Origin of the sequence: Flavobacterium hibernum (assembly GCF_000832125.1) — a bacterium.
Taxonomy (GTDB): Bacteria; Bacteroidota; Bacteroidia; order Flavobacteriales; family Flavobacteriaceae; genus Flavobacterium; species Flavobacterium hibernum.
Genome location: NZ_JPRK01000027.1, coordinates 179,199 through 194,123 on the forward strand (window position 1 = coordinate 179,199; position 14,925 = coordinate 194,123).

At 32.6% G+C, this 14,925-nt stretch carries 10 protein-coding genes; 2 read left to right on the forward strand and 8 right to left on the reverse strand.

Annotation, left to right across the window (positions count from 1 at the left end; all coding sequences use genetic code 11):
- Positions 1-54: 54 nt before the first annotated feature.
- A complete protein-coding gene (locus tag IW18_RS22400; RefSeq protein ID WP_041520432.1) occupies positions 55-1,020 on the forward strand; it encodes an HU domain-containing protein in 966 nt (321 codons plus the stop codon).
- Between the two features lie 44 nt (positions 1,021-1,064).
- Here IW18_RS22400 and IW18_RS22405 read toward each other — a convergent pair whose 3' ends face one another.
- The 8 genes from IW18_RS22405 to IW18_RS22440 form a co-directional block, all read right to left on the reverse strand.
- Positions 1,065-1,826, reverse strand: coding sequence for a hypothetical protein (locus tag IW18_RS22405; protein ID WP_041520433.1), 762 nt, complete (start codon positions 1,824-1,826; stop codon positions 1,065-1,067).
- A 257-nt stretch (positions 1,827-2,083) separates the two neighbouring features.
- Complete coding sequence (locus IW18_RS22410; protein ID WP_041520434.1) at positions 2,084-4,363, reverse strand: helix-turn-helix domain-containing protein; 2,280 nt, start codon at positions 4,361-4,363, stop codon at positions 2,084-2,086.
- Between the two features lie 99 nt (positions 4,364-4,462).
- Positions 4,463-5,044: an OmpH family outer membrane protein gene (locus tag IW18_RS22415; protein WP_041520435.1), complete on the reverse strand. Its 582-nt coding sequence runs from the start codon at positions 5,042-5,044 to the stop codon at positions 4,463-4,465.
- A 245-nt stretch (positions 5,045-5,289) separates the two neighbouring features.
- Entirely contained in the window at positions 5,290-6,138 is an 849-nt protein-coding gene (locus IW18_RS22420) for a class I SAM-dependent methyltransferase (RefSeq protein ID WP_041520436.1), read from the reverse strand.
- An 88-nt stretch (positions 6,139-6,226) separates the two neighbouring features.
- Positions 6,227-6,694: a hypothetical protein gene (locus IW18_RS22425; protein WP_041520437.1), complete on the reverse strand. Its 468-nt coding sequence runs from the start codon at positions 6,692-6,694 to the stop codon at positions 6,227-6,229.
- A gap of 213 nt (positions 6,695-6,907) precedes the next feature.
- Positions 6,908-8,779 (reverse strand): tRNA uridine-5-carboxymethylaminomethyl(34) synthesis enzyme MnmG, encoded by a 1,872-nt coding sequence (mnmG, locus tag IW18_RS22430; protein WP_041520438.1) that lies wholly within the window; start codon positions 8,777-8,779, stop codon positions 6,908-6,910.
- 434 nt (positions 8,780-9,213) lie between these two features.
- Positions 9,214-9,633: an rRNA maturation RNase YbeY gene (gene ybeY / locus IW18_RS22435; RefSeq protein ID WP_041520439.1), complete on the reverse strand. Its 420-nt coding sequence runs from the start codon at positions 9,631-9,633 to the stop codon at positions 9,214-9,216.
- Positions 9,630-13,016 (reverse strand): O-antigen polymerase, encoded by a 3,387-nt coding sequence (locus IW18_RS22440; protein ID WP_041520440.1) that lies wholly within the window; start codon positions 13,014-13,016, stop codon positions 9,630-9,632. The genes ybeY and IW18_RS22440 overlap by 4 nt, the downstream gene beginning before the upstream one ends.
- Before the next feature lie 284 nt (positions 13,017-13,300).
- Here IW18_RS22440 and gltX point away from each other — a divergent pair, with 284 nt between their 5' ends.
- Positions 13,301-14,806: a glutamate--tRNA ligase gene (gltX, locus tag IW18_RS22445; RefSeq protein ID WP_041520441.1), complete on the forward strand. Its 1,506-nt coding sequence runs from the start codon at positions 13,301-13,303 to the stop codon at positions 14,804-14,806.
- The last annotated feature ends 119 nt before the right edge of the window (positions 14,807-14,925 follow it).

Here is a 14,925-nt window from a genome sequence, read left to right on the forward strand (position 1 = left end):
TAAAAATTGTGAATAAAATTTTGATAACTATATTCGTTGCATAACTTTGTTACTATGAAAATCGAAAACTATATAGCACAGTTATTGTATCGTTATCAGTGTGTAACGGTTCCAGGGTTTGGAGCATTCTTGACAGAAATTCAATCGGCACAGCTGAATGAAAGTACAAATTCGTTTTTTCCACCTAAAAAAATGATCTCTTTTAATAGCCATCTAAAAAACAACGATGGTCTATTGGCAAATCATATTGCTCAAGCAGAAAAAACTTCATATGGTTTTGCTGTGAGCGCTATTGCTTTTGAAGTTTTAAGTTGGAGAAAAACCTTAGAAGAAAATGGAGTAATATCTCTAAAAAACATTGGTGATTTACGTTTTAACGCTGATCAGAATATTATTTTTACTCCTAGTGATCAAACAAATTTCCTAACAAGTTCTTTTGGATTAAGTCCGTTTGTTTCTCCACTTGTTAAAAAAGAGATATTCGAGAAAAAAATTGAAGAAACTATAGAAAACGATGCAATTTCTTTATACGAAAACGAAGAAGGAAGATCGTCTAATCCGTTTTTAAAATATGCTGCGATTCTTGTTTTAGGACTTGGTATTACTGGAAGTATTGGTTATCCATTATATCAAAATAACATTGCTACAAAAACTCTAATTGTTGAAAGCGCTGTTCAGAAAAAAGTACAAAACAAAATACAGGAAGCTACATTTTTTATTGAGAATCCGTTACCAGCAGTAACACTTTCTGTAGATTCTGCAAAAGTAGAAGTTGTTGCCGAAAAAGCATTGTCATATCATATTATGGCGGGCGCTTTTAGAAGCGAAAAAAATGCTAGAAAAGCTTATAACCAATTAATTAAAGATGGTTATAGCGCTAGAATGTTAGGGGAAAACAAACACGGATTATTTCCTGTTTTGTACGGAAGCTATGCTACAATGGCCGAGGCAGAAAAGGCTCAAAGAGAAATACATAAAGGCGAAAATCCACAGGCTTGGATTCTAGTCGAAACATTATAAAAATCATCAAAATCCTATTCGAAATGAATAGGATTTTTTTTTGTTCATCGTGAAACAATCTTAGCATTTTGAGAAAGAATCACTTTTTTGCCTTGATAAATAGTCAATTTTGCCGGAGGCGAATTTTTTTCGCCCAAAACTATAATCGCACATTCGTAAGTATAATTATCTTTTTTAAATTCATACTGATGATTACCACCTGTTCCTTCAACAATCAAGTTTCCACCATTAATCACTAAATCAGGCTTTTCATTCATTTCTTTGTTGATTGACCACGACGCATATCGGTAATTATTATATCCTAAATCATCAATACGAATTTTAAATTTAGACGTTTCCAAAACACAAATTGGCGTTTGAAAGAAAGCAATACTAGGATCGAGACCTTTTTTTTGAGCGGCTATAAGTGATTTTTTAAGATCTGATTCAAATTTTGATTGATAGTTAACCGCAATCAAACGCCCATCAAAATCCAGCCAAATGTTTCCCTGATTGAGCATTATTCCCCGCCAACCCATATCAGACCAGTTTTTTGCAGGGTCAGATTTTATAATTTCATTTTTCAAATTAGCATCAAATATCTCATTGTAGCGTTTTACAAATTCAGGCTTATTTTTAATATCCGGAATTGGATATTCTCTTTCTAGCGGGTAAACAACCAAATTTCCAATCGCTTCTTTATTATCACTTTTAACATTATCTATAAAAGCTTTAGCAAGTTTTTTATAATCTGTTTTACTGTCTTGCGCATTCATAAAACTGTTGCAAAAAATCAATAATACTAAAATTAAATTTATATTTTTCATCTTAAAATACTTTTAATTGATTATTAATTTGAACCTTACATCTTACTATAAAAGTAATTAATTTATTCTTTTCCTAAACATTTTTGGCTTCTTCAAAAAATACTATAACCAAAGAAACCTACTCAGCGTAGGTTTCTTTGGTTATCGTGGAACAATTTCAGCATCATAATCTGCTAAAATATTCTTTTATTATTTTCTATTTTACATAATGTTAAAAGCGTTTGCTTTTAAAATAGAAGTTAGCATCAACCTCAGAATCAATTTATACTGGCCTTGAACATTTTAAGTTCATCCCAAGTAAATTCGTCCCCATGTTTTTCTTTTAAACCGTTTAAAGATTCCTCCTGATAAAACTGAAAAGCATCCCGAAGCGCCAAAATTTTATCATATGGTAACACATCCGAAATTTCAACTTTCTTCGCCTGAATTAATTTAACCAAATGCATTTCAACAGTTTGCACGGTCAACTTACGTATTCTGGCAATATCCTGAATCGAATTTTTCTCGAGCCACAAATCATGAGTTTCTTCTACGGTAGTTTTCTTCTCGGCCTTTGGTAAATTTTTATCCAATTTTTTGGCAGTATAACGCACCGCAGGTTCATCAGATTTAAATATATCTGTGTTGCTCATATTAAAATCCTCGCGAATCTTGGCAACCTTGTCTAATTTGTAATTTTTAATCGCTGTAGACGACAATTTCTCTTTACAGATGGTTTCACCTGCAACAACAATTTCTATTAGCAATTTAGCCTTCATTAAGCGTAAAACAGCTTTTGTTTGTAAATCGTCCAGAAAAGCCAATTCTTCGTAGAATTCTTTTACTTTTTTGAATTTCTGAATTTCGGCCATTTTTTGCAAAAGATCAGTAACCAATTTGTCCATTGGTTTAAAGAAATAATCATAGGCCGCTACTACTCTTTCCTGCACAAAAAGCAAATCGACAGTTTCTTTGTTGAAAATTTTATTAAGCTGATGAACAAATTTTTGTGATGGATCTATCAAATCATCTATTGTTTCTAAACGTTTGTGCGCCCAAACTGAATGTTTCGATTTTTCTGATCCAGCAGCATTTTCGTTATAACTAAATCTATGGTTACGCCATTCCTGAGCCAAATCGCTCCAGTTAAAACTGTTAATCAAATAGTTATGAATAAAATTTTTGGTTTCAAAATGCAAAGAATGTTTTAAAACATCTTCTGTTGCTTTGTTTAATGCGTAATCCATTACATCCTGATCGTTCGAAATACCATTCATTTGCAGCGGAGAAAGCAAAATTAGCCCGTTTAAGGACGTTAAACGTGACAATGCAACATATGCTTGTCCAGGAAGAAAAACTTGCGATACATCAAGCGCAGCTTTCTCAAAAGTTAGGCCTTGGCTTTTATGAACTGTAATTGCCCAGGCCAATTTTAACGGATAGTGTGCAAATGTTCCCAAAACTTCTTCTTCAACTTCTTTGGTGAGATCATTTACTTTATAGCGAATATTTTTCCATTCGTATTTTTCAACTTCGATGGTTTTGTTTTCTTCTGGAAAATGGACAAAAATTTCTTCGGGCGAAAGTGATTTTATAACGCCCATTTTACCGTTGAAATAACGTTTCTCGAATGATAAATCGTTTTTAACAAACATTACCTGAGCACCAACTTTTAGTTTTAGGTTCTCTTCTACCGGAAAAATTTTCTCGGGAAAATCTCCCACTACAAAAGGCTGATACGAGAATTCATTTCCTGCCAAATCTGCAATTGCCTCAGCGTTAATAGAATCGGCTTTTGCGTTATGGGTTGTAAGTGTTATATAACCCGGATTATTTTTTAAATCAAAATCTGGCTTTACATATTCGTTTAAAACAACAATGTCTTGTGGTGTAATTTGATTGTTTCGAAGATTATTTAAAACAGAGATAAAAGCATCATCTGTTTGGCGATAAATCTTTGATAACTCGATATATAACGGAGGATTTTGCTGTATTACATGTGAGTGAAAAAAGAATTTTCCTTTATAATAATTACGCAAAGTACGCCATTCTTCGTCCCGAATAACTGGCGGAAGTTGCAACAAATCGCCAATAAAAAGTACTTGAACTCCACCAAAAGCTCGCGTATTTTTACGAACGGTTTGCATCATAAAATCGATAGCATCCAGTAAATCAGCACGAAGCATACTGACTTCATCAATAATTAGCAATTCCATATTGCGAATTACGTTACGCTTAACACTGTTCATTTTAAAATGCCTGCGTAATGTTTCCTTATTCTCGAATTTCACTGTTTCGGTAAACTGAGAAGCTTCTTGATATGTTGGTATAAAAGCCGAAAACGGCAATTGAAACATGGAATGAATGGTAACTCCACCGGCATTCAAAGCCGCAATACCAGTGGGCGCAACAACTACAGTGTTTTTGTGGGTTGTCGCAATTATTTCACGCAAAAGCGTCGTTTTTCCTGTTCCTGCTTTACCGGTCAGAAAAATAGATTTTTGAGTCTGATTGATGAATTGTAATGTGTAAGCAGCTGCTTCTGAAACGTTTTGCATTGGACTTGTATTGAAAAACTAAAAGTATGGCATTTTTATAAAAGAAAAAACCTAAATCTAATGTTAGATTTAGGTTTTTAAAATGTAGTTAGTTTGGTATTATTTTTTAGCCGCTTCGCCTTCTTTTACTGCAGCTTTTTCGTCTGTTTTTGGTTCAGCTTTATACTTATCATTCAAAGCTTTAATGATGTCTTTTGTGATATCATATTTCTCTTCTGCATATAAAATAGAAGCTGCATCTCCAGTTCCATAGATATAAGAATAACCGTTTTTCTTACCGTAATCTTTGATGAATTTTTTAACTCCACTTACTAGAGAATCCATTTCAACACCACTTTCTTGCTGTAATTGTTGAGACAAAGCTTGTTGTGCATAACCCAACTGTTGTTCTCTTTTTTGTAACTCAGCTCCTTTTTGTTGTGCCCACGCTTGACCGTTTGCTTGTGCCTGACTTTGAAAATTAGCAGCGTCTTGTTTAAAACGTGTAATTTCAGCTTGTAGTTGTCTTCCCTTTTCTTCTGCTTGAGCTTTGTATTTAGCTTCAAGGTCTTTTGCTTCAGTGTACTCTTTCATTAAAACCGAAGTATCTACGTAAGCTGTTTTTACTTCCTTAACTTCTGCAGTTTTGTTACATGAAACGGCGAAAATTGAAAGTGCGATAATTACTAATGCTTTTTTCATTTTTTGAATTTCTATTTTTTAATGTATTGAAGACAAAAATATAAAAAAATAAATAGCATCAACATAAAGTTTAAAAAATGCTAGAATTTTATCATATTGTTTTTATTTATGGAAAGAAAATTGTCAATAATTTAACGCTATCAAAACTGACATTCATAGCTTTTATTAAAAACATCTTCTCAAAAAAGACATATTCAACCCTCGATTATAGAGAGAAAACGTCTTAAATGTACTTAAATTGCGTTTTACTTGTTTTTTAGGACGTAAATGTGCGATGAATACTCTTTTGTGCTTCCCGCTTGCAGATTTGATTTTAAACCAACGAAAAAAGCACTGATATAATTCATTTTTCCGGTTTTGTATTTTTCAGACAATAAACTCACATAAAAAGAATCAAATTTCATCGGAAGTACTTTTTCTAATTTCATATCTACTTTTTCAAAAAGTGATTGAATGGCTTTTTTTGAGAAATGCCAAAAATGAATTGGCACATCAAAAGCTGCCCAAAACTCTTTGTAATATTTTGCGTCGTATGATTTAAAATTTGGAACAGCAACAATTAAAGTTCCAGTTGGCTTTAATAATCGCTTTAATTCTTCAATTTGCAATTCAAGATTAGGAACATGTTCTAAAACGTGCCACATTGTAATCACATCGAAAGAATTATTGGCAAGATCACTAATTTCATTTACAAAAGAAATTCCTTTTTGAATCGCGATATTTTTTGCTCTCTCACTTGGTTCCACTCCAACGGTTTCCCAACCATCATTTTTTGCTGTCAATAAAAAATCGCCGGTTCCGGCTCCAATATCTAGAATTCTTCCTTTATGAGATTGTTCAGAATTAATTAAATTCAATTTATTTTTTAAAGCAATATTTTTTACAAAATGATAGGCTTTTTCAAATATAGAACGTTTGTTGTCCGTGTGCGAAATATAATCTTCGCTTTCATAATATTTTCCAAGATTTTCCAAATCCGGCTGCGGAGATGTAATCAACATATCCAAACTTTCATCATGATACAATTCAAAAATTTCTTTAGATACAGAATGGTCTTTTACAGTAAGAAAGTGTTTTTTATTTAAAACGTCCATTTTTAATTTTATAGGTATTTGGTTTAATTTAAAGGCAAACCCTAAAATCAGAAATTCTGTTTTTAGGGTTAATTATATTTTTAATCTTTTATTTAGCTTTCCAATTTATTTTGACAGCCGAGATCTTTTCATTTTCTATTCTAATTTCCGAACAAATTCTAAAATCATTTTTAATATAAAACTGCATCGGCGATTTATACATTGTTGCATTAAGTTTTTTCTCGTTATCCTGATCAACAACCCAACCGCTCAAATTATCTCTATACTTTTTAATTTCATTCAACAAGCGTGAACCATTTCCTTTACCTTGAATTTTACTTTGTAAAATTATAGCAAACCAATCTTCATCATCCCTTACAAAAGTAAAAGCCCAACCCATAATTTTATTAAACGAATCTAACAATAAATAATGATTCACATTTAAAAGCTCATTTAGATAAATTTCAAAATCATCAATAGTTTTCAAATGCAATCGCATAGGATATTCATTATTCCAAAGTTCTATTAAAATAACTTTCTCTTCCAGGGATAAAGCTTCTTTTTCAACAATTCTCATAATACAAAGTTTTAATTCTCGACTTTTCGTCAAACATTAGAATTTAGCTTTTTTATCATTCTTCGTTCCTCGGAATAATAAAATATATCAAAATCTAAATTTCTAATTAAGCATAAATATATTATACTTTTCCAAACTTGTTTCACGTGGAACAGTCTCAGTAAAAAATTTTCGGCATTCACTGAAAACTGTCTACTGAGACTTGTTTGCTTTTTATCTTCCCATGTAAATCAACAAAACAGAAATATCACTTGGTGAAACTCCACTTATTCTCGAAGCTTGAGAAATTGTTACAGGACGAATCTTGCTTAATTTTTGTTTTGCTTCAATCGACATTGATTTAATTTTATTGTAATCGAAATTCTCTGGAATCTTCACTTCTTCTAAACGAGTTAGTTTATCAGCGTTGTTTCTTTCCTTTTCAATATAACCTGAATACTTAACCTGAATTTCGGCTTGTTCTAAAATTTCTTGATCTACATCATTCGATTCGATATACTCTTTTACTTTTTCAAATTTCATCATATCCTCCAAATCAATTTGAGGACGTGAGAATACTTTAAACATTTTATCTCCTTGTGTAATTGGAGCTGTTTCCTTTGCTTCCAGAATTGGATTTGTTTCTGCAACCGAAACACTCGTTTCTCTAAAGAAGGCAACCATCTTTTCAGATTCGTTTAATTTCTTTTCCATTCGGCGCAAACGAGCTTCAGAAGCCAAACCAATTTCATGCGACATTGGCGTTAATCTAAAATCAGCATTATCTTGACGAAGCAAAGTTCTATATTCTGCTCTTGACGTAAACATTCGATATGGTTCTTCGGTTCCTTTTGTAATCAAGTCGTCAATCAACACTCCGATATATGCTTCGTCACGTTTTAAAATTAATGGCGCTTTTTCGTGCACTTTTAAATGCGCATTTATTCCAGCCATCAAACCTTGCGAAGCTGCTTCTTCATAACCTGTAGTTCCGTTTATTTGTCCTGCAAAATATAAACCTTCGACAAGCTTCGTTTCCAAAGTATGTTTTAATTGTGTCGGCGGGAAATAATCATATTCGATTGCGTAACCTGGACGGAAAAATTTCACTTTTTCAAAACCAACAACAGAACGCAACGCTTTAAACTGAATATCCTCCGGAAGCGAAGTCGAAAATCCGTTTACATAAACTTCACAAGTATTCCAACCTTCAGGCTCCACAAATAACTGGTGACGCTCTTTATCTGCAAAACGATTTATCTTATCTTCTATCGAAGGACAATATCTTGGTCCGAGACTTTTGATTCTTCCGTTAAACATTGGAGAACGATCAAATCCTTCTCTCAAAATATCATGAACATTCAATGACGTGTACGTCATGTAACATGATCTTTGATTTGTTAACGGAACGGTTAAATCCGAATAAGAAAACTTATCCGGTTTTGCATCTCCTTTTTCTTCGTTCATTTTCGAATAATCCAAAGAACGTCCATCAACTCGTGGTGGCGTTCCTGTTTTCATTCTTCCTGATTCAAATCCGGCTTTCACCAAATCTTCGGTGATTCCTGTTGCAGCACTTTCACCTGCTCTTCCTCCTCCAAATTGTTTTTCTCCGATATGAATCAAACCATTCAAAAAAGTTCCATTTGTCAACACAACAGATTTAGATAGAATCTCTACTCCAAGCGAAGTTCTGATTCCCTTTATCTTTCCGTCCTCGATGATCAAACCCTTTACCATCTCCTGATAGAAATCCAAATTTGGAGTTCCCTCCAACATCATTCTCCATTCTTCAGCAAAACGCATTCGATCACTTTGAACTCTCGGCGACCACATTGCCGGTCCTTTTGACTTGTTCAACATTTTAAATTGAATTGCCGTGCGGTCGGAAACAATTCCCGAATATCCTCCAAGTGCATCAATCTCACGTACAATTTGTCCTTTTGCAATTCCTCCCATCGCTGGGTTGCAAGACATCTGTGCAATGTTCTGCAGACTCATGGTAACCAATAAAGTTTTCGATCCCAAATTTGCGGCCGCTGCCGCGGCTTCAGATCCAGCATGACCTGCACCAACTACAATAACATCGTATTCTTCTAAAAACATTTTGTTTTATTATTCTCTGCAAACCGTTTAAGGCGATCCTCAGAATTATTTTTTCATTCTTTTGTTCCACGTGGAACGGCGCTAACGCGCAAATTCAAACTCTTCAAATTCAAAAAAAACGCAATCTAGAAACATCAAACACTTCCTAAACCACAAAAACCTGTTCCACGTGGAACAGATTAAATCACTATACTTTGACAAGTTCTCGATAAAATCTTCAAAGTAATTTTCATGTTCCACGTGAAACATCTATCATAAGCATTTCAAAATATCAAAACGAACTTTCAGAAATGTTTCACATGAAACAAAACTATTTGTTTTTCAAAACAAAATCATCAAACGTTTCACGTGAAACAATTATACTATTTCTAACTTTAGATTAAATTATGCTTCACGTGGAACATAATTATTATCAAATCAAAAGAGTTATTTAATTACTGTTCCACGTGAAACATTGCGATTTTTTCATCCTCCTTTGAACGCATAAGTTCGGCTTCAGAATCAGATTTATCTTTATAACCACAGTAATGTAATATACCGTGGGCAAGAACACGTTTGATTTCTTCTGCAAAAGGAACATTAAAATCCTTAGCATTATCCTCTACTCTTTCAACAGAAACAAATATATCTCCGTTTATTTCGTTACCAACTGTATAATCAAAACTGATAATATCTGTTAGTGTATCATGATTTAGATATTCTACATTTATTTTATGAAGATATTCATCATCACAAAAAATGTAATTTATCTCTCCTTCGTTTTTATTTTCAGATTCGATTACAGCACTTAACCAATCTGCAAAGGCTTGTTCGTTATCTAAAGTAAATTCGGTTTCGTAATTAAAATTGATCATTTTGTATTAAAATATTCTTGAACCTTTTGATTAAAATTCGAGCGCAAAGGTAGTGATTGTCTGTTTAATATCTCTACACTGTTTAAATAATCCAATAAGGAACTTGGTAATGCATTTGTTCTATTAGAAAATTCTGCTTTATTAGTTTCTGATTGACGTTTTGTATCTTGCCCCTGTTGCTGTACTGCATTATTTAACTTTAATAATTCTTGCTGAATATTAAGTATACGTTGCAAGTTCTCATTCTTAAATCCTTTGTTTAAAAGTTGTTTTTCTGAAGCTTTCATCTGATCTAGTACAGATCTTCCTTGAGAATCTAAACCTTGTTTGGCTAATTCCTTTTGTAATGCTTCACGAAGTCTTACTTGTTCTTTATAGATTTCCATAATAGCTTCAGCATCTCCTTCTCCGTCATCACCATCTTTACCATCATTTCCTTTGCCTTTATTTTTATCACCTTTACCATCTCCACTTTTACCCTGTCCATCTTTCCCTTGTCCTTGCTTTCCATCTCCAGATTTCCCTTGTTGTCCCTCTCCTGGTTTATCACCAGCTTTATCACCTGCCTTATCTCCGGCTTTCATTCCTTCCTTCATTTTATCAGCCAATCCTTTTTGCTTCTGAATAATATCAGGCAACTGCATTCCTTGTCCATCACCCGGTTTTGGTTTTCCTGACCCAGGTTTAGACATTGACATTTGCATATTGTTTAATAAATCACTCAAAAAATCAGCTAATTTATTAGCAGATGAAACTGCATATTGCTGGTGAGAAACTCCTTTAGGAACTTGAACATCACTTAAAGTTTCAATCGCTTTATCAATATTGTACTGCACATTTCCAATTTCTTTGGTTACATCTTCGGCTACTTTTGGGTTTCGAAGTGACAACGCAAACAAACTATCATCGACATGTTTAAACTGTTGTTTTAAATTTTGTTGTATTTTAATATTCTTTGTGAAAGCCGAAGAACCTAATTTCATTGTTTTAAATTGCTTCATCACATCCTCCTGAGATAATGAATAAGCCAAAAGATTATCTAAAACCTGACGTAGCATTGCAACATCTTCTTCCAATTGTTCTTGCTCTCCACCTTCCATACTAGAATCCATTTTCTCAGCCATGCTTTTCATTTTCTTGGCAGCACTTTTCTGTTTTGGCTTAGCCGAAGATGCATTCTTTTTACTCAATTCTTCAGATGCTTTTTTTAAATCATCCTTTACATCTTTCTCTTTTGATGCATCAGACGGAATATCCAAAGGTGCTTTTAAAGTCTTATTTTCATCTTTCAAATCTTTTAAATCTTCCTGAATTTTATCAAAGGTTTTATTAATATCCTCTTGTTTCTCTTGTGTGTTTTCTTTGTCTTTGTTTGAAAGCTGTTCTTGCTGATCTGCTAATTTGTTTAATTTCTCAGCAACTTGTTCTGCTTTTTTAGATACATAAAAACGTTTCGTTAATTCAACTAACTGCTCTAAATTACGAGATTGATTTTTACTAATTTGTTTAAATTTTTCCATCTTATCAAACAAATCTTCGCTATTCAATTTGTCGTTTAAGTTCTTCAATTCGTCCATTAACTTCTGATTCTTTTCTAAATCTTTCTCTGCATTATCCAAACGCTTTTGTAAATCGTCAGCTGTTTTATCTTTCTTTTCAGATTGAAATTTATCCAGATTCTTATTCATTTTCTCAGCAAATTGTTTCATCATTTCGTCTTGTTGTTTCTGACGTTTGATGAAATCGTTTATCTTTTGCTGATCTTTAAACTCTAAATTATCTTTCTCTTTTCCGGATTTTTGAATTTTATCCATTTCAGAAAACTGCTTCGCTTGATTCTTTAAGGACTTTTCAAGACTATTTATGTTTTGATTTTGCTGCTGCAATTCCAGATCGTGAACTTCATCTGTTGTAGAAACTCTATCTGAAAAGACAGAAGACTTTGTACTCTTAAATCCATGAGGTGCATCGTTATCAAAAACCTCAAAATAGTATTCATAAGATACTCCTTCTTCTACTGCCAAATTACTCGGGAAGTTAAAAACAAACTGATCAAAAACGGCTTGCTTCACAGGTATTGTTCCACGCTTGGCAGTGTTAGGTTTGTTACGTTCGTAATAGACAACTTGCAGTTTTGACAAGCCATAATCATCACCCAATCTACCCAAAACATAGTTCTTATCTAGCTTTAAACTGTCAGGCGCAGGGCTCACTGTAATGGTTGGATGCTGGTCTTTGATAACTGATAGCTGATAATCTAGCTTTTCGTAGTTTTTGACCTTATTATTTGACGTAAGAATTTGATATTCTGTATTTTGACTAATATTTTTAGCCAATTTAAACTCGTTTTCTGCCTTATTGAACTTAAAACTTGCATGATCATCTTTCCACACAATTTCCTGAGTAGATTGCGTGTTCATTTTCCAAGTAACTAAAGTTCCTTCTGGTACAATTGCATTTCCTGTTCCTTGAATTGTTTCTGATTTCTTTTTTAAATAAGATGGAAAATTCAATACCATTTCGAAGTTCGCAATTGATGGAACCGTGATTACTTTCAATTCATATTCATCAGATGAAACTGAATTTCCTTCAAAAGAAAACTGAATATTACCTGTTGGTTTTTCAATTTTAAATTCAAACTTTCCAGGTTGAGATGACTCCATAAAATAACTTTCGTTCCCAATATGTATCATTACATTTTCTGGAACAACGTTTCCTACTGATTCCATCTTGACAACAAAATCTTTATTCTGTTCTGTTTGTAAATTCGAATTTAAAACCACAAATTTAAAAGGAGCCGGAGGTAAAAATGTAGCATTAAAATGCACTACTCTATTTAAACTTTGAGAAATGATATTACTATTTCCAGAAATATAAAACACTGCAAAAAGCAAAATTGGAATAATTGCTAATGGCAAATATTTCTTATTAGATTTAAAATTGATCGCATTTCCAAAAGGAATTGGTTGCAATGAATTTGCCTTTTGCTCTATTGAAGCTAACATCAACTCTGAACTTTCTGTCGAAATCTCAGCCGCTGAAAGTTGCAAAAAGTTAGTTAGCTTATCACTTACTTCTGTAAAATGATTTCCAATAATAGTTGATGCCTGATTATAATCGATTCCTTTTTGAAGTTTAAATAACTTAAAAATTGGAAATAATATAAATCGAAACAACAGAAAAACTTCTACTCCAATAAATATCCAAAACAACAGTGTTCTCCCAAATGGTTTTAACCAAAGAAAATATTCAATAAAAAGCGTAAACAGAAAGTACAATAATCCAAAACCAATAAAAAGAAGTCCTCCTTTTATCAGTTCATTCATATAATATTTCTTTATAAATGCTTCTAGTTTTTGATATATAGCAGATGTTGTTTTCAAAATGAATCTCTTTTATTTATAACCTATAAAAGTACTAATTTTAATTAGATAATAATCAATGAGAAAATTAGTCAATTAAGCTACAAGCAAGACATTCCTAATTAGAAAATGATCAATTAGATAATTAGAAAATTGAGCCATAGGAAAACATTATCCACTTAAACTTCTCCAATAATTAAAAAATGGTAACAAAAAAATTAGACCAGAAACAAGGTAATTATCTAATTAAACACATTTCCTAATTCTCTAATTAGAATTGTATCTTTGCATCAAAATTTATACAAATGTCAAAGCAAGTTCGTGTGCGTTTTGCACCAAGTCCAACAGGACCTTTACATATTGGCGGAGTTCGTACTGCCCTATTTAATTATTTATTTGCCAAAAAAAATAATGGTGTTTTTTATTTAAGAATTGAAGATACTGACCAAACTCGTTTTGTTCCTGGTGCAGAAGCTTATATTATGGAAGCATTAGAATGGTTAGGAATTTCTCCTGACGAAACTGTTGGTAAAAATGAAAAATTTGGTCCGTACAGACAAAGTGATCGTAAAGATTTATACCAAACTTATGCTGATCAATTGATCAATTCTGGTTGGGCATATTATGCTTTTGATACTCCAGAAACTCTTGATGCTTTGAGAAAAGAACAAGAAGCTAAAGGAAAAACATTTATTTACAATCATACAATTCGTGAAAAGTTAGATACTTCTTTAGTAATTTCAACTGAAGAAGTTGCAAAAAGAATTGCAAATGGAGAACATTATGTTATTCGTTTCAAAACTCCGGTTGACGAAACTTTACATTTAAAAGATATTATTCGTGGTGATGTAAAATTCGAAACTAGTTTACTTGATGATAAAGTTTTATTTAAAAGTGACGGAATGCCAACATATCATTTAGCCAATATTGTTGATGATCATTTAATGGAAACTTCGCATGTAATTCGTGGTGAAGAATGGTTGCCATCGATGCCTCTTCACGTTTTATTGTACAGAGCTTTTGGCTGGGATGCTCCGGAATTTGCACATTTACCTTTAATTTTAAAACCTGTTGGTAACGGAAAATTATCTAAAAGAGATGGTGATAAATTAGGGTTTCCTGTGTTTCCATTAGAATGGAAAACTGAAGAAGGAATTTCATCTGGTTACAGAGAGAAAGGATTTTTTCCGGAAGCGGTTATTAACTTCCTTGCTCTTTTAGGTTGGAATGACGGAACTGATAAAGAATTATTTTCATTAGAAGAATTAGTTGAATCTTTTGACTTGAACAGAGTTCATAAATCAGGAGCTAAATTTGATCCTGAAAAAAATAAATGGTTCAATCATCAATATCTTATCAAACAAAATAATGAAGATTTAGCGACAAGCTTCTCTCCTATTTTAGTTGAAAAAGGTATTGATACATCTAAATATGACATAACAAGAATTGTTTCTTTGATTAAAGAAAGAGCTCATTTTGTTTCAGAATTTTGGGATTTAACTGATTTCTTTTTCCAGGCGCCAACATCTTATGATGAAAAAGCAAGCAAAAACTGGAAGGAAGAAACTCCAGCTTTAATGCAGGAATTGATTTCGACTCTTGAATATATCGATGGTTTTGATTCAGCAAATATCGAAGCGATTGTAAAAGATTGGTTAACTAAAAACGAAATTGGTATGGGTAAAGTTATGCAACCTTTCCGTTTAAGTTTGGTTGGAGCATTAAAAGGTCCTCACCTATTTGACATTGTTGAAATCATTGGAAAAGAAGAAACTATTTCTAGAATTCAAAAAGCAATAGCAACTCTATAATCAAAAAATCATAAATAATTTAAGCGCTAAGACACATTGATAAAATGTTCTTAGCGTTTTTTTTATGTTTTAAAAAATTGAAATTGGCAGAATTTTCGTAATTTACCAGATCATAAAAA